Origin of the sequence: Georgfuchsia toluolica, from assembly GCF_907163265.1 — a bacterium.
Taxonomy (GTDB): Bacteria; Pseudomonadota; Gammaproteobacteria; order Burkholderiales; family Rhodocyclaceae; genus Georgfuchsia; species Georgfuchsia toluolica.
In genome coordinates this window covers 547,284-565,771 of record NZ_CAJQUM010000001.1, presented here as the reverse complement: position 1 = coordinate 565,771, position 18,488 = coordinate 547,284, and the positions used below count along the sequence as shown (strand labels likewise).

Annotated in this window: 18 protein-coding genes; 5 read left to right on the top strand and 13 right to left on the bottom strand. The window is 58.8% G+C overall.

Annotated features, from left to right (window positions below; all coding sequences use genetic code 11):
• Positions 1 to 4 precede the first annotated feature (4 nt).
• On the bottom strand, positions 5 to 1,333 hold the full coding sequence (gene aceA / locus K5E80_RS02710) for an isocitrate lyase (protein WP_220634709.1): 1,329 nt from the start codon (positions 1,331 to 1,333) through the stop codon (positions 5 to 7).
• A gap of 144 nt (positions 1,334 to 1,477) precedes the next feature.
• Here aceA and K5E80_RS02705 point away from each other — a divergent pair, with 144 nt between their 5' ends.
• Positions 1,478 to 3,025, top strand: a complete 1,548-nt coding sequence (locus K5E80_RS02705; protein WP_220634708.1) for a DUF3612 domain-containing protein — start codon at positions 1,478 to 1,480, stop codon at positions 3,023 to 3,025.
• A 44-nt stretch (positions 3,026 to 3,069) separates the two neighbouring features.
• On the opposite strand, the gene K5E80_RS02700 is transcribed toward K5E80_RS02705, so the two are convergent.
• The 6 genes from K5E80_RS02700 to ylqF all read right to left on the bottom strand — a co-directional run bounded on the left by K5E80_RS02700 (position 3,070) and on the right by ylqF (position 7,497).
• Entirely contained in the window at positions 3,070 to 3,321 is a 252-nt protein-coding gene (locus K5E80_RS02700; RefSeq protein ID WP_220634707.1) for a hypothetical protein, read from the bottom strand.
• Positions 3,322 to 3,376: 55 nt separating this feature from the next.
• On the bottom strand, positions 3,377 to 4,624 hold the full coding sequence (locus tag K5E80_RS02695; RefSeq protein WP_220634706.1) for a TIGR03862 family flavoprotein: 1,248 nt from the start codon (positions 4,622 to 4,624) through the stop codon (positions 3,377 to 3,379).
• Positions 4,611 to 5,159 carry a YaeQ family protein gene (locus tag K5E80_RS02690; RefSeq protein ID WP_220634705.1) on the bottom strand — a complete coding sequence of 183 codons (549 nt, stop codon included), beginning with the start codon at positions 5,157 to 5,159 and terminating at the stop codon, positions 4,611 to 4,613. The genes K5E80_RS02695 and K5E80_RS02690 overlap by 14 nt, the downstream gene beginning before the upstream one ends.
• A gap of 195 nt (positions 5,160 to 5,354) precedes the next feature.
• Complete coding sequence (locus K5E80_RS02685; RefSeq protein ID WP_220634704.1) at positions 5,355 to 5,780, bottom strand: acyl-CoA thioesterase; 426 nt, start codon at positions 5,778 to 5,780, stop codon at positions 5,355 to 5,357.
• Between the two features lie 8 nt (positions 5,781 to 5,788).
• The gene (locus tag K5E80_RS02680) at positions 5,789 to 6,625 is read right to left on the bottom strand and encodes a class I SAM-dependent methyltransferase (RefSeq protein ID WP_220634703.1); all 837 of its coding nucleotides are present in this window, start codon (positions 6,623 to 6,625) and stop codon (positions 5,789 to 5,791) included.
• Positions 6,622 to 7,497, bottom strand: coding sequence for a ribosome biogenesis GTPase YlqF (gene ylqF / locus K5E80_RS02675; protein WP_220634702.1), 876 nt, complete (start codon positions 7,495 to 7,497; stop codon positions 6,622 to 6,624). Before ylqF ends, K5E80_RS02680 begins: the two co-directional genes overlap by 4 nt.
• Before the next feature lie 105 nt (positions 7,498 to 7,602).
• Here ylqF and ygiD point away from each other — a divergent pair, with 105 nt between their 5' ends.
• From ygiD to K5E80_RS02660, 3 genes are read left to right on the top strand one after another with little or no spacing between them, the layout of a single operon-like run.
• A complete protein-coding gene (gene ygiD, locus K5E80_RS02670) occupies positions 7,603 to 8,403 on the top strand; it encodes a 4,5-DOPA-extradiol-dioxygenase (protein ID WP_220634701.1) in 801 nt (266 codons plus the stop codon).
• On the top strand, positions 8,400 to 8,921 hold the full coding sequence (locus K5E80_RS02665; protein WP_220634700.1) for a gamma carbonic anhydrase family protein: 522 nt from the start codon (positions 8,400 to 8,402) through the stop codon (positions 8,919 to 8,921). The genes ygiD and K5E80_RS02665 overlap by 4 nt, the downstream gene beginning before the upstream one ends.
• A gap of 11 nt (positions 8,922 to 8,932) precedes the next feature.
• Positions 8,933 to 9,634, top strand: coding sequence for an SIMPL domain-containing protein (locus K5E80_RS02660; RefSeq protein ID WP_220634699.1), 702 nt, complete (start codon positions 8,933 to 8,935; stop codon positions 9,632 to 9,634).
• Between the two features lie 48 nt (positions 9,635 to 9,682).
• Here K5E80_RS02660 and K5E80_RS02655 read toward each other — a convergent pair whose 3' ends face one another.
• On the bottom strand, positions 9,683 to 10,300 hold the full coding sequence (locus tag K5E80_RS02655) for an outer membrane lipoprotein (protein WP_246590839.1): 618 nt from the start codon (positions 10,298 to 10,300) through the stop codon (positions 9,683 to 9,685).
• 150 nt (positions 10,301 to 10,450) lie between these two features.
• Entirely contained in the window at positions 10,451 to 11,098 is a 648-nt protein-coding gene (locus K5E80_RS02650) for a GDSL-type esterase/lipase family protein (protein WP_220634698.1), read from the bottom strand.
• Between the two features lie 331 nt (positions 11,099 to 11,429).
• Here K5E80_RS02650 and K5E80_RS02645 point away from each other — a divergent pair, with 331 nt between their 5' ends.
• Complete coding sequence (locus K5E80_RS02645; RefSeq protein WP_220634697.1) at positions 11,430 to 12,668, top strand: protein kinase domain-containing protein; 1,239 nt, start codon at positions 11,430 to 11,432, stop codon at positions 12,666 to 12,668.
• 178 nt (positions 12,669 to 12,846) lie between these two features.
• Here K5E80_RS02645 and K5E80_RS02640 read toward each other — a convergent pair whose 3' ends face one another.
• The 4 genes from K5E80_RS02640 to K5E80_RS02625 form a co-directional block, all read right to left on the bottom strand.
• A complete protein-coding gene (locus tag K5E80_RS02640; RefSeq protein ID WP_220634696.1) occupies positions 12,847 to 14,889 on the bottom strand; it encodes a PAS domain-containing sensor histidine kinase in 2,043 nt (680 codons plus the stop codon).
• Between the two features lie 64 nt (positions 14,890 to 14,953).
• Entirely contained in the window at positions 14,954 to 16,054 is a 1,101-nt protein-coding gene (locus K5E80_RS02635; RefSeq protein ID WP_220634695.1) for an HD domain-containing phosphohydrolase, read from the bottom strand.
• A complete protein-coding gene (locus tag K5E80_RS02630) occupies positions 16,047 to 17,267 on the bottom strand; it encodes a protein kinase domain-containing protein (protein ID WP_220634694.1) in 1,221 nt (406 codons plus the stop codon). Before K5E80_RS02630 ends, K5E80_RS02635 begins: the two co-directional genes overlap by 8 nt.
• Positions 17,268 to 17,275: 8 nt before the next feature.
• Positions 17,276 to 18,349, bottom strand: coding sequence for a protein-glutamate methylesterase/protein-glutamine glutaminase (locus K5E80_RS02625; RefSeq protein WP_220634693.1), 1,074 nt, complete (start codon positions 18,347 to 18,349; stop codon positions 17,276 to 17,278).
• Positions 18,350 to 18,488: the final 139 nt, after the last annotated feature.

The following is an 18,488-nucleotide window of genomic DNA, read 5'->3' as shown; positions in this document are numbered from 1 at the left end:
TATATCAGGCAGCGACAGCCTTGGGCTGTGCCGCGGCGTGGAACTGAGTTTCTTCGGTGGATCCTGTAAAGGCCGTGGTTGAGGACAGCCCGCCCTGAACGATTTGCGTAACGGCATCGAAGTAGCCAACGCCGACCTCGCGCTGGTGCCGCGTCGCCGTGTAGCCATGCTTCTCGGCGGCAAACTCGGCGTTCTGCAGGCGCACATATGCCGTCATTTCTTCCTGCGCATAACCCTTCGCCAGTTCGAACATGCTGTAATTGAGCGCATGGAAACCGGCGAGCGTAACGAACTGGAACTTGTAGCCCATGGCGCCCAGTTCGCGCTGGAATTTCGCAATGGTCGAAGCGTCGAGGTTCTTGCGCCAGTTGAAGGAGGGCGAGCAATTGTAGGCAAGCAGCTTGTCGGGATAGACCTTGCGGATCGCCTCGGCGAATCTTTTTGCGAAGTCAAGATCGGGTTTCCCCGTTTCACACCAGACCATGTCGGCATAAGGCGCATAGGCCAGGCCACGCGACACCGCCTGATCGAGACCCTCACGCACATAGAAGTAGCCTTCCGGCGTGCGCTCACCAGTCGCAAATGGCTTGTCGTTGTCATCGATGTCCGATGTCAGCAGGCAAGCAGCTTCCGCGTCAGTGCGTGCAATTAGCACGGTGGGAACACCCAGGGTGTCCGCTGCCAGGCGCGCGGATATCAGTTTCTGCACGGCTTCCTGCGTGGGAACCAGTACCTTGCCGCCCATGTGGCCACATTTTTTCACGCTGGCCAGTTGATCCTCGAAATGCACCCCGGCGGCTCCCGCTTCGATCATCGCCTTCATCAGTTCGAAGGCATTGAGCACACCGCCAAATCCCGCTTCCGCGTCGGCGACGATAGGCGCAAGCCAATCGATGCTGTCGTCGCCCTCGGTGTGGTGGATCTGGTCGGCGCGCAACAACGTGTTGTTGATTCGCCGCACGACGTTGGGAACGGAATCCGCTGGATATAGCGACTGATCGGGATACATCTGGCCTGCATTGTTGGCATCCGCGGCGACCTGCCAGCCGGACAAATAGATCGCAGGAACGCCGGCCTTCACCTGCTGCATCGCCTGGTTGCCGGTCATCGCGCCCAGCGCATTGACGAAGGGACGCTCCTGAAAGAGCCGCCAAAGATTTTCTGCTCCGCGTTCGGCGAGCGTATATTTAATGCGCACGGTCCCCCGCAGCCGAACCACGTCGTCTGCGGTATAGCCACGCTTCACTGACCGCCAGCGCGGATTCTCGGTCCAGTCCTTCTGAATCATGGCAGCGTCAGCTGCAGCCTGCCGCTTGTCCGTGCTCTTGATCATGATGATCTCCTTTGATGTGAAAACGATGGCTGGACGATAAGGCAGGTATTATGTGAATTCCACATAATAGAAGTTGACTGTGTTAAGTTGACAAGCATCGGTTTCTGCAACTTCACAGCATCATTTTTACGGGCTGGATGAGACATGGAACAAATCATCAGGAATAGCCACTTTCTCGGTGCCAAACTGCGCAACCTGCGCAAGGAGCACCGGATTACGCTTGAAGACCTGTCTGCACGTTGCGCTCAGATCGATCCGCAATCCGCTCCGTCAGTGTCCTACCTCAGCATGATCGAAAGCGGACGCCGCAATCCCTCCCAGGAATTGCTCGCCCTGATTGCGGGCGTTCTCCAGCGCAAGCCGGCGTGGTTCCTCGACCAAACGGAGTTCGCCCCGGTTGGGCGCAAACAAGCCGCGGGCGGTGCGGCACGGATTCCTTTCGAGCCTTCGTTCCTTTTTTCCAAGGATCTGCTGCAGGCTGCGATTCCTGAACTATTGTCACAAACGGGAACGACGGGACGCCAATTCGCGCAACTGCTGATTCGCTCACATCAGGAAATATCCCGTAACGAATATCCCGATCTGGAACGTGCCGCCGAGATGGTGGGCAAACGCGTCTTTCCGCTCAACGTCGACGATCTGATGGCGTTATGTAAGCATCATGGCCTTGAGATTCGCTGGTTTGAGCGCAAGCCGATTCTTGCGGGGAATAAAGACCGCGAGGTTCGTAGCGTGATCCGATCCTTTTTCGATTCTCCCGGCACCATATTTCTGAACAAGGCTTTGCAATCGGATCCGGCGCGGCTGAAGTTCGATCTGGCGTCCCATATCGGACATAAGGTGCTCCATGGCGGCGACGGCCTGAAATCTCCTCATGCCACTGGAGGCGATATAGGGGAAAGTCCGGACAGCGGTTCAGCCTCCAATACCGGCATCGAAGCGAGAGATGTTCTGCATGCATGGAGAGACTTCGAATGTAGTTTCTTCGCCGGTGCGCTGCTCTGCCCAAAAATACCGTTTCGCCGCTTTCTCACCAGGGAACGATATCGCGTCGAGGCAAGACAAAAGCTCGAACTCACAGCGGCAGTCATCATGCGGCGAATGACCAAGGTTTCCGCTTATCCCTATTGGCACTTTTTTGACGCGGACGCACCCGGCCATTTTCGCGCCGTGTATCGCGGCAACGGCATCCCGCTGCCTTGGGGCAATATGGCTCGCGCTACAGATCCATGCCCGCATTGGGCGGTATTCCGCATGTTTGGAAACACGCCGAACGCGAGTTCGCAGATATCGGTGCTGAGAGAAAACGATCAGTGGCAACTTTACTGTTGCCACACGCTGCGCACGCGCGATATGGCTGGAAATCCCCATGTCCTGTCCGTAGGGATCGACCTGTTGCCCGCCCTGTCATCGAATGGGGCCGATGCAGTGCAGATTGTGGATAGCATCGCAGAAGACTGCCTGCGGAAAAAAGGCCAGGCCAAGGTAAATCGCGCGGCAACAGAGGCCATTCGCGAAGTGGCCAGCATTCTCAGCATTGCCTGGGTAGAAGAATCCCTGGAACAATCCGCACGCATAATCTGCTCCCGCTGCTCAAGTTGTCCGCGCCAGGGACAATGCGATGCGGCACCGGTGACTCGCGCGCGCAACATCGCCGACGTCCAACAGGAAATCCTCACGACTACGAAATAAGAACCAGCCCCGAGCAAACCGGGGGTTCCCTGCCCTGGCGCGCGTCAGTGCTGAAACTTGAGTTCCAGGTCCGTGTCCAGCCCGATGACGGCATCGAGTACCTTGCCGACGATCTCGGCGTCCTCATCCGACCATTCGGCATCCGGATCGTCCGAACGCGTCGACAGCGGCGCGATGTCGAAGTCGACAAACTCATCACCGATCTTGAGCACCTGAGCGCCGGAAGGATGTTCGACCAGTTCCCAGTCGTCGGGGACTTCCAGTTCCGCATGGATAACGACGTTCAATCTTTTCATTTTCAGGCCCCCTTGGCGAAAGGTGAACTTTACCCCGGATATCGGATCGTATCGCTTAGTGTCGGCTCAACAGCCAATTGAGAACGCCCTGCCCCGCCTTGCGTCCGCTGGCGAAACAGGCGGTGAGAAGGTAGCCGCCGGTCGGCGCCTCCCAATCCAGCATCTCGCCGGCGCAGAAAACGCCGGGCAGTTGTCGCAGCATTAATTGCGCATCGAGTGCATCGACGCAGATGCCGCCCGCGCTGCTGATCGCTTCGTCGAGCGGGCGGGGCGAAACCAGTGTCATGGGCAGTGACTTGATTGCCGCGGCAAGACGCGCGGGATTGGCATAGTCGTCCCTGCTCGCGCATTCGCGCAGCAGGCCGGCCTTGACGCCGCGGATGCCGGCGCGGCTTTGCAGGTGGCTGGCCATGGAGCGCGCGCCGCGCGGATGGGCGATCTCTTCGCTGAGGCGCTGCAAGGACTTGGCCGGAACAAGATCGACATGCACGATGGTGCTGCCCTGCGCCTCGATGGCATCGCGCAGGCGTGCCGAAAAAGCATAGATCAGGCTGCCTTCGACGCCGTGCGCGCTGATGACGAATTCGCCTTGCCTGTGCAGCACATTCCCCTGCGCATCCGTATGCGAAAGCGCTATGTTCTTGAGCGGATGGCCGGTGAAGCGGCTGCGGAAATGTTCGCTCCAGTTCACGTCGAAGCCGCAATTGCTCGGCCGCAACGGGGCAATGTCGACGCCGCGCGCCGCAAGCAAGGGTACCCATGCGCCGTCAGAGCCAAGCCTGGCCCAACTGCCGCCACCCAGCGCGATCACTACCGCAGCGGCGGCGACTGACTTCTCGCCGCCGGGTGTGGCGAAACGCAGCGCGCCCTGGGCGTTCCATCCGGTCCAGCGCTGACGCACATGAAATTTTGCGCCACCCGCGCGCAGGCGATGCAGCCAGGCGCGCAGCAATGGTGCGGCTTTCATCTCCGCGGGGAAAACGCGGCCGCTACTGCCGACGAAAGTCTCAATGCCAAGATCATGCACCCAGGTGCGCAGCGCCGTCGCATCGAAATCGGCCAGCCACGACGCCACCTGCTCGCTGCGCGCGCCATAGCGCGCGATGAACTCGGGCATGGCTTCGGCATGGGTCAGGTTAAGACCACCCTTGCCCGCCATCAGAAACTTGCGCCCCAGCGAGGGCATGGCGTCATAGACGTCGACCTGCGCCCCGCCATTGACCAGCACTTCGGTCGCCATCAGTCCGGCCGGGCCGCCGCCGATGACGGCGACCTTGAATTTTCGTGCTTCAGCCGGCGGCATGCGTCAGTTCGCGCAATTCGATCAGCACCGTCGCCGGGCCATTGGTGATCCATACCTGGCTGTCCTGCACGGTGCATTGCAGACTCATGTTGCGATCCGCGAGCGCAGTCAATGCGGTGGACTGCTCATCGGACAAGGCAAACACATGCAGGTTGCGCAACCGCGCAAGTGCTGTGCCTTCCTTCTGCCACCACATTTCCATGGCCTTGCCGCCATAGGCGAACACCACCACATTCTCGGCACGGCCAGCGGCACGGCGCAGCAGGCGCTCGTCGGGCAGGCCCACTTCGATCCAGAGCCGGATTTCGCCGCTGTATTCCTTCAACCACAAAGCAGGCTCGTCGTCGCTGGAAATGCCGCGACCGAATTCGAGACGCTCGTCGGCGTACAGCGCAAAGGCCAGCAGACGCACCATCAAGCGCTGCTCGGTCTCGGAGGGATGGCGCGCAAGCGTGAGGTTGTGCTCGCCGTAGTAGGGGCGATCCATGTCGGCGATGCCAAGCGTGGCTTTATAGACGGTGGATTTGAGTGCCATAGACAATAAATGCGTATCGAGAAGCCGGCAAAACTATTGGGTGTTACGTAATTTAACGACAAACCCTCCGTCATTCCGGACGCGCGAAGCGTGAGCCGGAATCCAGTGTCTTGGCCGGGAAAGCCACTGGATTCCCGCTTTCTTGGGAATGACAAATATTTTTTCTATACGGTTCATCAAGAATACAGCACTACCTTAACCGGAAAACTTGCTTCTGAAAGACTCGGGAACCAGAGCCGCTTTTTTTGCCTGAACGTCATAAAACACCATCCCTGTCTTGCCGCGCGCCACTTCGCGCCCGCTGGCCTTGTCGCTGACGCGAAACACCATATCGAAGCCGTATTTGTTGAACTCGCGCGCCGCCACCTCGACCACCATGACTTCGCCATGGAAAGCCTCGGAAAGATATTGCACGGCGATGTCGCCGACGAAAGCGCGGAGACCTTCTATGTTTCCGGACTGATAGCCGATGGACGCAAAAAAACGCATCCTCGCCTCGCCGACGATGCCGAGCAGCATCGCATTGTCGAGATGTCCGGCCAGGTTGATGTGCTGGTAATACAATGGAATATCGGTGGAAAAGGAAAAGCTTTGCGGGAGTTCGATGAAAATGCGCGCCATGATGTTTGCTAGAGTCGATCGGGAATGAAGAATCGTTGCTGCAGCTCGGTCAAACCAAGCAGGTCGAGAATTTCCGCCAGCCTGGCCGCGGCCTGGCGGTTGCCCTGCGCGCCGCGCCGGGCGATGATGAGTTCATTTTTCAGCGAGTGCTCCCAGCCCACCAGTTCGGTGACGTTCAGCCTGTAGCCATGCGCTTCGAGTTGCAGGCAGCGCAGCACATTGGTGACATGGCTGCCGAACTCGCGGGTATGGATCGGGTGCCGCCACAACTCGCCCAAGGCGCCTTTCGCCAATGCGCCGGCCTTGTGACGGCGCAATGCGGCAGCCACTTCGGCCTGGCAGCAGGGCACCAGCACGATAAACTGGGCTTTTTTCTGAAGGGCAAACCGGATCGCATCGTCGGTCGCCGTATCGCAGGCATGCAGTGCGGTGACGACATCGACCGCAGCGGGAATCTCGTCCGCCGTTGCTGCTTCGGCGACCGTGCGGTTGATGAAGGACATGCCGGGAAAACCGAGACGAATGGCCAGCTCGCGCGACTTTTCGACCAGTTCGTCGCGCGCTTCGACGCCGTAGATATGCGAGTCGCCCGGCAGGGACTTGAAAAACAGGTCGTAGAGGATGAAGCCGAGATAGGACTTGCCGGCGCCGTGATCGACGAGCCGCACTGTACCGCGCTCTTTCATCACCTCGGCCAGCAGGGGTTCGATAAACTGGTAGAGGTGATAGACCTGCTTTAACTTGCGCCGGCTGTCCTGGTTGAGCTTGCCGTCGCGGGTGAGGATATGCAATTCCTTGAGCAGTTCGAGCGACTGCCCGGGGCGAATCTCAACCGGACCGCTCATGATTCATCCGCGCCTGACGCCAGCATCGCCGCCCGCGTTTGCGGCGTCTCCAGGCTGATGCGGCCAAGCACGCCATCGCGATAATCGGTGAGCAGGATCAGCGCGGCCTTGCCGATATCCAGTTCCTTGCTGCGCGGCTTCAGGCAATTGCGTTTTTTCGCAACAGCTTCGACGACGCCCACCGCATCGAGTCCCTCGGTTTCGAAACCGTAGCGTTGCTTGATGCTGTCGGGATAGCGCGCGAGCAGGATACCGGCGAGAAAGTAGGCCACCTCGTCTTCGACCACCGCATTGGTGCCCACCGCATGGCTGGCGGCGAGCATGTAGCCATCCGAATCGTGCTCGATCTTCGGCCACAGCAGGCCCGGCGTGTCGATGAGGGTCATGCGCGGATTCAGATCGAAGCTCTGCTGCGCCTTGGTCACCGCCGGCTCGTCGCCGACGGCGGCAATGCGGCGCTTCAGCAGCGCATTCATCAGGGTCGACTTGCCGACATTGGGAATGCCCATGATCATCATGCGCAGCGTCTTGATATTGTCATTGCGATGCGGTGCCAGTTTCTGGCACAGGCCCGGCAGTTTGGCCACATCGCCGGCCTTTTTGGTGCTGATCGCAACCGCCTTGACGCCTTTCTGCGCATTGAAGTAGTCGAGCCAGGCTTTTGTGGCAAGCGGATCGGCCAGGTCGGCCTTGTTCAGCACCTTGAGGCAGGGTCGCTGCCGCTGCAGGCGAAGTTCGCGGATCATCGGATTGCTGCTGGCTTCGGGCAGGCGCGCATCGAGCACTTCAATGACGACATCGACGCGCTCCATCGTCTCGGCCGCCTTCTTGCGCGCCGAGGCCATATGCCCGGGAAACCACTGGATCGCCATTGAATGTAGGTGAAGTGCGAAAACGTGGATTATCGCAGGTGTGATGCCGGGTTTTTCCCGGGTAACGTTTCTCTTCGTCCAATTCGGCGCTGCTATCATGGCTTTATGGAAAAAACAGCCAACACCTTGCCGGCCCTGTTCATCGGCCACGGCAGCCCGATGAATACCCTTGAAGACAACCGCTACACGCGGGTCTGGCATGCCCTCGGGCGATCCCTGCCGCGCCCGCGCGCAATCCTCGCCATCTCCGCGCACTGGTACATCGGCACCACCGCGGTCACGGCAATGGCACGACCGAAAACCATCCACGATTTCGGCGGCTTCCCCCAGGCACTGTTCGACTTTCAGTACTCAGCCCCCGGCGATCCGGCGCTCGCGGCACGGATTCAGGCGCTGCTGGCACCGCTGACGGTGGTTGCCGACCACGACTGGGGGCTGGATCATGGCACCTGGTCGATCCTGGCCCATATGTTTCCGCAAGCGGATATTCCGGTCGTGCAGCTCGCCATTGACGCTAGACAACCCGCCGCTTTCCATCACCAGTTGGGCCAGAAGCTGGCGGCGCTGCGGGACGAGGGCGTGCTGATTCTCGGCAGCGGCAACCTCGTGCACAATTTGCGTACCATTCGCTGGGGTGACGATGCCCCGCCCTACCCCTGGGCCAGCCGCATAGAACAACGCCTGAAGGATTGCCTTGCCAATGGAGATCCGCAAGCGCTGATCGACTACGCCGCGCTCGATCAGGAAGCGCCGCTCGCGATTCCCACGCCGGAGCATTATCTGCCGCTGCTCTATGTGCTGGGAGCGCGGCGGCCGGATGACCGGATATATTTCCCCGTTGAAGGCATCGATCTCGGTTCGATCGGCATGCTTTCCGTTTTCCTCGGCCAGGATTATTCATCATGAATTTGTACCAACTGCCGGATCGCACTCCAAGTATCCATCCTGAATCATGGATTGCGCCCAATGCGATCGTGATTGGTACCGTCAATGTGTGCAAAAACGCCAGCCTGTGGTGGAACGTCGTCGCCCGTGGCGACAACGACCTCATCACCATTGGCGAAAACACCAATGTGCAGGATGGCTCCGTGCTGCATACCGATGCTGGCATACCGCTGCAAATCGGCGCCAACTGCACCATCGGCCATATGGTGATGCTGCATGGCTGCACGATTGGCGAGAACTCCTTGATCGGCATCGGCAGCGTAATAATGAACCATGCCGAGATTGGCAAAAACTGCATTGTCGGTTCCAGTTCGCTGGTTCCCGAAGGCAAGATATTTCCTGACGGCGTATTGATCCTTGGCTCTCCGGCGAAAGTGATCCGCCAGCTGGAACCCGCTGAAATCGAGAGACTCAAAGTCAGTGCCGGCAATTACGTTCTGAACTGGCAACGCTATGAAAAACACTTGAGTCCTATATGAGGAAAATCGGAATGCACTCGCTCCCGAAATCGCTGGCAGTTTCGATGCTATCGTTATGCGTCTTTTGCTCGACGACCCTTGCCGCCGATGAAAAGAAACCAGTGGGCACCTTGCTTAGCTTCTCCGTCGAGGCCAGCCAGATGGTTGCCAACGATCTGGCACATGCCATTGTGTTCGCCGAGGCCACCGATACGCAATCGGCTGAAGTCGCGCGCAAGGTCAACGCGGCCATGGCAAGGGCTATCGCCGTGGCAAAAACTTACCCGGACATCAAGACCAAAACCGGGGCAACCTGGACCGCGCCCGTCTATGGCAAAAACGGACGCAACATTGAATCTTGGCACATGCGTTCCGAAATTCATCTGGAGAGTCAGAAGCTTGCTGCGTTAGCAGAATTGGTGGGCAAATTGCAGGAGGACCTGGCCGTGAGCCAGATCACCTTGCAGCCAGCTACGGAGACCCGGCGCAACGCAGAAGACATGGCCACTCTGGACGCGTTGAACGCATTTCAGGCCAAGGCACAGTTGATTGCTTCAAACTTCAAGAAGCTCTATCGCATCATCAACATGAACGTCAGCGGCGGCAGCCATGGGCCGGCCTACCCGATGGCACGAGGCGCCATGCTCAAAATGGAAGCCGCCCCGATGCCGATCGAAGGCGGTGACGGCGTTGTCACCGTTTCAGTGAACGGCGAGATTGAACTGATCGATTAAGATCAATCATGCCATTCCCGCCAGCGCGGGAATGGCTGCTACCCTTGCTTAATGCCTAACGATATTGTTGCCGGTCTGTTTCACCGCATCGCCCGCCGCATAGCCGGGATCGTTCTCGAAATTGAAGCTGCGCTCATCGCCATTTTCAAACTGCACATTCACGACCCATAGCTTCTTGGAGCGCACTTTCTGTTCTATCTTGTGGCCCGCGTAGGCGCCACCCGCCGCACCGGCAATGGTGGCCAGATCCTTGCCGCTGCCGCCACCCACCTGATGACCAAGTACTGCCCCCGCCACTCCGCCCGCTATCACGCCCAGAGGAGAACCCTCCCCTTCCTTCTCGACAACCTTGACCGACGTCACCTTGCCGCACTCGGCACAGACCCCTGAAGTCCTGGTGACCGGTTGCTTGGCGACTGGTTGAGCGGACGTAGCCTGCTTGGCCGCCGCCAAAGCCTTCTTGTACTCTGCCTTGGCATCGCGCAAACACTGCATGCGTGCGCTGGACGAGGTTTCTTCGGCGCATAGGTTTTTGTCTTCCGCATAGCGAGTTGCCGCCTCTTTTTTGGCTGCCCCGTAGCTGGCTTTGCTGGTCGCATCGGCAGCGGCAGCGGTAGTGGCGAAAAGTCCAATTACGACTACAGTGGCAAGCTTTTTCATGTTCATGATGTTTCTCCTGTGTTCAAACGACAATTTTATTCACATAAGATGGTGGCTGGCGATGCAGCCCAGACAGATTATCGCCCTGCAACGGTCTGGCAAGATAATCCATATGCCGGAAAATTGCATCCTGGCGTGGACCTACGCCCCATCATGTCAGCGCTTTGCCAGCAGACCCGACTTCACCAGACTGGCGGCAATGCCTTCCGCCAGCTTGCGATAGCCCGCGGCGTTGGGATGTATCTGATCCGACTTGAGTGATGGATCGGACAGCACCTCAGCAAACACATCCGGCACCAGCAGGACGCCTTCTTCTTTCGCCAACTCGGCATACAGTGCAGCGTCCGGCAGCGCCCCTAGCGTAGCGCCCAGCAACGAAAATCGTGGTGTCGCCACCAATGCCACCGGTACTCCAGCCTGCTTGACCGTCTTCAGAATGCTGCGGATGTCTTCCTTGATTTGCGCTTCGGGATGCCGCCTCAGGAAATCATTGCCGCCGATCTCGACAATCACCAGCTTTGGCTGCGTGACATCGAGCGCTTCCGCAATCCGCGCCGTCGCCTCTTCCGCGGTATCGCCGGGCACGCCACGATTGGCCACTTGCCAGCCGCTGATCGACACCAGCTGGCTCGGGTAATTTTCTTCGCCGGCCGCACCGATGCCGAACGTGACACTGTCACCAAAGGCAAGCACCACACTGCCGGGTGGCAGCGCAGCGTAGCTGGGCGCACGATGACAAGCGGCCATTGCCAGCGCCAGGAATGTCAGCAATGCAGCGAAACAAATGCAAAGCCTGGAATTCATTTTTCCTATCCGTCTGTCGCCAGGTGGATGTCTTCAGATGTTGAAGGCAAGACCGGTTACGGCATCATAACGCAAACGGATTTGGCTTATTCAAAGCCAGGAATCGACTGACATAGCGCGTCAGGTCAAACGCCTCAAGCCGGCAAGGAACAATGCTGGGCGGGTTGCAGGTAAAATGAATCATCATGTCTTCCGCTTAGCCCGACAGCAATGAGCGTCACCCCCCAAACCCCGGACGAAACTGAAAAACGCGCGCCGCCGGTAAAGTGCTGGATGACAACGCCACCAGCAGGGCGGCTGCGCGTCTTGTTTACGGAGTCCCCCTAGCACGATGAAGCTGTCGGTACTGCTCATCGACGACGCCGAAGAATACCGCGTCCTGTGCACTGCGTTTGTGCGGATGCGCTGGCCCGACGCATCAGTGGCGCCGTGGGATCCTGTCAAGCAGGGCTTGCCGGGCGCAGACCAGGATCTGTCCCAATACGACGTGATTCTGCTCGATTTTCGCCTGGGGGAAGAAGACGGACTGGAGTGGCTGAAAATTCTGCGCGCGCGGACGGGCTGCCCACCGATCGTCATGATCACCGGAGCGGGAAGCGAAGAAGTGGTGCTGACGGCGATGCGCGCGGGCGCGATCGACTACATTCCCAAGGCCTCGTTGTCGGTCGACAGACTGGCGGAAGCGATCGAGGAAGCTATCACATTGTCCGCCGTTGATCCGTATTTCGGCGACCACTGGCGCAGCCATAATTTTGGGCGACGCGGCACTACGATCGCCATCAAGGATTACCGCACGATTCGTCAGATCGGCATTGGCACCTCATCGGTGATCTATCTGGCCGAAAAGATTGTCGATGGCACCCGGGTTGCGATCAAGCTGATGCGTTCGCGCCTTTTCCGCGATCCGGAGATGATGCGGCGGTTCGAGCAGGAGCGCAAGATCGTCCTCGGCCTGAACAGCCGTCATGTCGCCAAGATCCACGACCAAGGCATCGTCGCGGGCCGAACCTATATAGTGATGGAGTATTTCGAAGGCGGCGACTTGAAGCGGCAAATCGCCCAGGGGATCGGGCAGGCACGGGCCGTCGAACTGCTTTACCGGATTGGCGAAGCGCTGGCGGATATACATGATGCAGGCATCATTCACCGCGACTTGAAGCCTGACAACATCATGTTTCGGGAAGACGGCAGCCTTGGCATCCTCGATTTCGGCGTCGCCAAGCTGGCATTCAATGATGCGGGCATCACGCAAAGACAGAGCCTGCTGGGCACTCCTTTTTACATGAGCCCGGAACAGGCCAATGGAAGAGCTGTCGATGCGCGAACCGACCTGTATAGTGCCGGTGTCATCTTTTATGAAATGCTGACGGGCGTCAAACCGTTCCTCGGCGACAATTTTCTCGATGTCATCAACAAGCACCGCCGCCTGCCGGTACCCGTGCTGCCTGACGATTTGGCACAGTACCAGGAGCTTGTCGACCGCTTGCTCGCCAAGCGCGCCAGCGACCGGTTTCGCGATGCGCATGAACTGCTCGCCTATCTTGAGGCAAGGTTCGGCTTGTGTGCTTAAGTGGCCTCACTTGGGCCTACCCCTGCCCCCGGAGGGCTCGCTTTGCACAGTTGGCCCGCTACGGCGACTCCGAGCGATACTTGTTGAATTCTCGCCTTCGCCCCAAGGAAGGAGGTGACTGGAGTTCGCTTCGCTTCGGGCAACGCCTGCCCCGCCTTGGGGCGGCCCGGCAGCGGGGCTAGCCCGCGACCGTTTTGGCGAGCGCTGACCGCAGGTCATGCCCGGCGGCTTCGCACCTGGCGATCAGGTGGGGTATGAGTTCTTCGGCCGGTTCGCCGCGCTTGATACGATCCTCGACCTGACGCGCAGTTTCGGCGAGTTCGTCAAAACCGAGCGTTGCTGAAATACCGGCCAGATTGTGCGCTTCGATCTTGATCGCCGGTAAATCCGGACGCTCCACACGGAACAGGTCCAGACGCTTGACCAAAGCTGCTTCAAATGCCTTTGCTACCTGAACGGCCGAGTCCTTGCCGACCATGGCAATGAGTTTGCCAAACGGTGCAACGGCGGGCTGGGGAATGGCGTTCCTGGGCCTCATGCGGCGTTCCGGCAACCAATGATCCAACGCTCGAATCAACACTTCACGCCCGACCGGCTTGGCGATGTGGTCGACCATGCCCGCTGCCCGGCATGATGCGATGTCGTCAGCATACACGGAAGCGCTCATGGCAATGATGGGTATGTTCCTTGCCGGATTGGTCATGGCGCGAATACGCCGCGTTGCCTCCAGTCCACCCATTACCGGCATTTCCATATCCATCAGCACCATGTCGAATCTTTCCTGCAGCAGCCTGTCCAGTGCTTCGCTTCCATTCGCGGCCAGTTCCACCTGGTGCCCCATGTCTTCGAGCAAGGCCTTGGCCAAAACGGAATTCGCTTCCTGATCCTCGACCACGAGGATGCGCCCGGTGCGGGCTCCGCGCAGTGGTGCCACAACGGCGACGGGAGCCAGGGCTTCACGCAGCGGGACCGTAACACGGAAGATGCTGCCGCTGTCCGGCTCGCTTTCGACCGCGATTTCACCCCCCATCAGCTTCGCCAGGCTTTTGCAAATCGCCAGGCCGAGTCCGGTTCCACCGAACCGCCGCGTGATCGATACATCGGCCTGACTAAACTTTTCGAAGATCGCTTCCAATCTGTCAGCCGGAATTCCCACCCCGCTATCGGCAACGCTGATTTCCATCATTCGCTCGCCGGCAGTCCGCGCCGATACGTGGATTGAACCCTGCTCGGTGAATTTCAGCGCGTTGTTGAGCAGATTGAGCAGAATTTGCCGCAGGCGTGCCGGGTCGCCCCGCACCCATCGGCCCAATTTTGCGGAGATATCAATGCCGACATCGATGCCGCGCAACTGCGCCTCGCTTCGGATCACGTTGACCGAAGTTTCGATCAGTTGCGCCAGGTCGAAGTCGACTGTCTCAAGCTCTATCTTTCCCGCCTCGATTTTCGCCATGTCCAGCAAATCGTTGACCTGGGTTAGCAAAGCCTGCCCGGCATCGCGCGCAAAACTCAGGTAGCGCCTACGCTCCTCCTGCGAACAATCCTTTTCCAGCATTAGGGAATTGAAACCGATGATCGCATTGAGTGGAGTACGCAACTCATGGCTAACGGTGGTGAGGAAAGCATCCCTGGCACGCGCGGCACTCCTTGCCTGGTCCAGCGCCTCCCTGAGTTTTTCCTCGTTATGCCATTGTTCGGTGACATCGATGAGCAAAGCATAAAATCCGAGCACCTTTCCGTCCTCGGATACATGCGGCACCAGCCTGACCCGGTCGGTGCACCGCACCCCGTCCCACGTTCTGTAGAAGCTTCGAAACGACGATTCGGCGCGATTGAGGGCGAGTTGCACATGCTTCCTCGTCCGGCGGTAGAGCAGCTCGCCCAGAATCTCCCGCAGCGTGCGTCCGATCGCCGATGGCCCGGCCGGACCGAACCTCTTGTAATACGCGCGGTTGTGGAAAACCAGCCGTTCCTCCGTATTTACGTAAGCAATCAGCGCCGGCACAGCATCGGTGAGCAATCGAAGATTTGCTGCCTGTTTTCGCCATTCAATGTCCAGCCACACGAGCGTAGCAGCGAGGATCACGATTCCGCCTTCAACGGCCCAGACAATCGGTGCGCGCAGTCTGCTGGCATCCAGCAATTGCAGGGCGCCCAGCGAAGCCGCCAGCACCCCCAACAGAGCCACTGCCAGTGTAAATTTCGTTCTCGATGCCTGCATTGTCCTACCTTCCGCATCCACGCGGACGGCTCCAGTCAGACTCTCCCGACATCCCGGGTCCGGCTCAAGCATCATCTCTCGCCTCGCCAGCGGAGTCAGGCGTGAAATTCAGATCGTGAATGCCTTCGAGCTCGTCGGAGATCTTGTTCTTTACTTCAATCATCATGGGCAACTGCTTCTTGAATGAATCCACAACCTGCGGATCGAACTGTTTGCCGGATTCCTTCACGATCCGGGATGCGGCTTCCCGGATCGGCATTGCTTCTTGGTGCCGCCGGGTGCTGGTCATGGCTTCGAATGCGTCGGCCACCGCCATGATCCGGCCAGGCCAGGGTATCGCCTGGCCATCGAGTCCAGCCGGGTACCCGCTCCCGTCCCAGCGCTCATGATGCGTGAGTGCCATCACCCGCGCGATTTCGAGCAGGGAATCCTGATGCTCGCCGATAATGCTGGCGCCGATCTCGGGGTGACGCCGCACTTCTTTCCATTCACTCGCGGAAAGCTGGCCCGTTTTACACAATATGGCCTCAGGCACACCGAGCTTTCCGATGTCATAGAGTGGCGCGGCCTCCGCCAGCAATTCGCAGTGCGCTGCCGGCACGCCCATCCCCGCGCAGAGCAACTTGACGTAGTGGGTTATTCGCGCGACACGATGCGTCAGGCCGCCTTCCCGGTATTCCATGGCACGCGCCAGGCGCCGAATCACCATCCGCCGCGTTCGATGCAGTTCACTCTTCGTTTCGGCCAAGGCATGCTCGAGGTTGCGTCCGTGGTCGCGGAGCGCCAGTTGCGCGGCGATGCGCAGCAGCGTACTCGATACATTGATGGGTTTGGTCACAAAGTCCGCCGCGCCGAGCCTCAGCGCCCACGTCTCGTCCTTGTCGTCGGTCCGTGCTGTAATGAAAATCACGGGAATATCGGCCGTAAATGCGTTCGCCTTCAGCCGCTTGAATACTTCATAACCGTTTAGGTCGGGCATCATCACGTCGAGAAGAATGAGGTCCGGCCGGGGTTCCACGTTGGCGGCGCTCAGTGCCTCCGTCCCGCTGTTTACGAGCCGTGTGTCATAGCGCGGCTTGAGCATTACGGCAAACAGCGTCCGCGAATCCTCCGCGTCGTCGGCAACCAGCACCAGGGGGCGTTTGGCTGCGGGTGGCTCACTCATAATAAAGCCGGTCTATGAGTTTCAGGGTCGCCTCGGCGGAAGGTGGGCGCGCATCGGGATCCTTCGCCAGCAGGGCGTCAATGAGCGCCTGGAAGTCATCCTGTGAACGCGGCAGCGGCGAAACTGGGGCGCTAACGTGCTGTTGCAATATTTCCTCGGCCGAATTTCCCTGAAAAGGCGCCTTTTTCGCCAGCATCTGATAAAGCATGATCCCGGCGCTGTACAAGTCGGAACGCGCATCCGCGACGCCTCCCAGAATGGTTTCCGGACTCACGTAAGTAGGGGTACCGAGCAACGTACCTTGCTGGGTCACCCCGGGTTCGTCAAGGATTCTGGCAATCCCGAAGTCGACCAGCGCGACACTGCCGTCCTTGCGAAACATGATGTTGTGCGGCTTCAAGTCACGGTGCACGACGCCAGCCGCATGGATGTCACGCAGCGCCAGGAGCACCTGGCGAAAGATCGCCATGATGCGTCCCTGGTCGACCTGCCGTGAAGTAAACAAATCGCGCACATCGCCGCCCGGCAGATATTCCATAAGAATATATACGCTGCTGTCGCTGAAGCCGTAATTGAAAATTTTTGCAACGTACGGGCTCTTGATCCTGCCTGCAATCTGGTATTCCTTGAGAAACCGCGCGAGGTAGTCCTGATTCTGGATGAACTCTTCCAGCAATACTTTTGCAATGATCGGTTCACCGCCCGCTTCCGGTTCGATCAAATAAACGCGCGATGTTGCGCCCTGTCCGATTTCTCGGATCACCCGATATCCCTCAATTTTCAATTCGGCGCCGCCGGGATTCTCGTGGATAAACTGCAGGGTGCTTGCGGCCTGCTCCTTGCGGGCATCTTTTGCCTCTTGCACGATTCGCGCCAGCGTTTCCCCTGAGATACGCTGTTTTACGAGATAGTCGGCGGCGCCAAGCTTTATCGCCTGCACCGCTAACGCCTCGTCTCCCTGCCCGGTCATGAGGACGATTGGCGGGCAGCCTGGCCTGGATTTAAATTCACGAAGCCATTTCAAGCCGTCTTCCTGACCAAGGTGGTAGTCCAGAAATATCAGGTCGAAGGCGACCAGGCCGAACTCTGCGGTCGGACAGCCCTTTTCCACCGGATCGTAGTGCTCGACTTTGATATCGGCACCGACGAACGCAAGCATCCCCGTCAGCAGGTGCCGAAAAGCGACATCGTCATCGATCACCAACACCCGCATCCTGGCTCCTACACTGCCTTGTCGACAGGCGCCTCCGCTATGTCCAGCAGCCGCTTCCCGATTTTCTCGAGCGGAAGAATTTCATCCACGGCATCCAGCGCGATCGCATCCTGTGCCATGCCGAACACCACCGACGTTTGTTCGTCCTGGACTATGGTGCGTGCGCCGCTGTTCTTCATTTTGAGCAACCCCGCCGGGCCATCCTTGCCCATGCCGGAAAGGATCACACCGATCGAACCGCTGCCGATGCTTTTTGCAGCGGAACTGAAAAGCGCGTCAATGGATGGTCGATGTAGATTTACGGGTCGAGCCTGTACCAGTGCGGCACAGTAACGATGCGGACCGGTGCTGCGCATCATCAAGTGGATATCGCCGGGCGCAATGTAGGCATGCCCAGGCAGGAGAGGCTCGCCATTCTCGGCTTGCTTCACCACGATTTCACAAAACCGGTCGAGCCGTTCAGCAAATGGCTGCGTAAAATTCTCCGGGATATGCTGCACAATCAGAATCGGTGGGCATGATGTCGGCATCATTTCAAGAATCACGCGAATTGCCTCGGTACCCCCGGTGGATGCCCCCATTACGACGACGTGTGGAGTATCCACCGCCAATTCCTTTCTCGACTCACTGGACTCAGGAGGCTTCGCCACGGCATCGGGCACCCGGTTTGGCGCGCGAACATTTACGCGCGCGCATGCCGCGGCACGTATCTTCTGGGCAATCATTTCACCGTAGTTCTGCCCGTCTTGCGAATTCATCTTGGGCTTTGTAACAAAATCGACCGCGCCGATCTCGAGCGCGCGAAAGGTGATGTCCGATCCGATTTCCGTGTGCGATGAAACCATGAGGACGGGTCTTGGCGCCTCCTCCATCAATTGCCGGAGAAAGCTGAGCCCATCCACCTTGGGCATTTCGATGTCCAACGTGATCACGTCCGGGTTGAGCAGGCGAACCATGTCGCGCGCGACGATGGCGTCGGGCGCCGCTCCCACCACCTGCATGTCCGATTGCTCGTTGATAATAGTCTGAAGCACACCCCGGACGAGGGGGGAATCATCGATAATAAGAACTCGAATGGTCATGCGTATATCTCCGAAAACTCCTTTTCGCGATTGGCATGAAACGGGATGCGCGCAATGAAACTGCACATAATTCCACGTCCCTTGGGCGCCGGAAAACCCGCCTTCGGGCTCATGACGATAACATAACAACCGCCTGATT

Coding starts and splice junctions, on each gene's coding strand:
- ygiD (WP_220634701.1), top strand. CDS start 7,603: ATGGAAAAAACAGCCAACACCTTGCCGGCCCTGTTCATCGGCCACGGC.
- K5E80_RS02665 (WP_220634700.1), top strand. CDS start 8,400: ATGAATTTGTACCAACTGCCGGATCGCACTCCAAGTATCCATCCTGAA.
- K5E80_RS02685 (WP_220634704.1), bottom strand. CDS start 5,780: ATGGCGCGCATTTTCATCGAACTCCCGCAAAGCTTTTCCTTTTCCACC.
- aceA (WP_220634709.1), bottom strand. CDS start 1,333: ATGATCAAGAGCACGGACAAGCGGCAGGCTGCAGCTGACGCTGCCATG.
- K5E80_RS02705 (WP_220634708.1), top strand. CDS start 1,478: ATGGAACAAATCATCAGGAATAGCCACTTTCTCGGTGCCAAACTGCGC.
- K5E80_RS02640 (WP_220634696.1), bottom strand. CDS start 14,889: ATGCAGGCATCGAGAACGAAATTTACACTGGCAGTGGCTCTGTTGGGG.
- K5E80_RS02635 (WP_220634695.1), bottom strand. CDS start 16,054: ATGAGTGAGCCACCCGCAGCCAAACGCCCCCTGGTGCTGGTTGCCGAC.
- K5E80_RS02625 (WP_220634693.1), bottom strand. CDS start 18,349: ATGACCATTCGAGTTCTTATTATCGATGATTCCCCCCTCGTCCGGGGT.
- K5E80_RS02660 (WP_220634699.1), top strand. CDS start 8,933: ATGCACTCGCTCCCGAAATCGCTGGCAGTTTCGATGCTATCGTTATGC.
- K5E80_RS02645 (WP_220634697.1), top strand. CDS start 11,430: ATGAAGCTGTCGGTACTGCTCATCGACGACGCCGAAGAATACCGCGTC.
- K5E80_RS02690 (WP_220634705.1), bottom strand. CDS start 5,159: ATGGCACTCAAATCCACCGTCTATAAAGCCACGCTTGGCATCGCCGAC.
- K5E80_RS02650 (WP_220634698.1), bottom strand. CDS start 11,098: ATGAATTCCAGGCTTTGCATTTGTTTCGCTGCATTGCTGACATTCCTG.
- K5E80_RS02680 (WP_220634703.1), bottom strand. CDS start 6,625: ATGAGCGGTCCGGTTGAGATTCGCCCCGGGCAGTCGCTCGAACTGCTC.
- K5E80_RS02630 (WP_220634694.1), bottom strand. CDS start 17,267: ATGCGGGTGTTGGTGATCGATGACGATGTCGCTTTTCGGCACCTGCTG.
- ylqF (WP_220634702.1), bottom strand. CDS start 7,497: ATGGCGATCCAGTGGTTTCCCGGGCATATGGCCTCGGCGCGCAAGAAG.
- K5E80_RS02700 (WP_220634707.1), bottom strand. CDS start 3,321: ATGAAAAGATTGAACGTCGTTATCCATGCGGAACTGGAAGTCCCCGAC.
- K5E80_RS02655 (WP_246590839.1), bottom strand. CDS start 10,300: ATGAACATGAAAAAGCTTGCCACTGTAGTCGTAATTGGACTTTTCGCC.
- K5E80_RS02695 (WP_220634706.1), bottom strand. CDS start 4,624: ATGCCGCCGGCTGAAGCACGAAAATTCAAGGTCGCCGTCATCGGCGGC.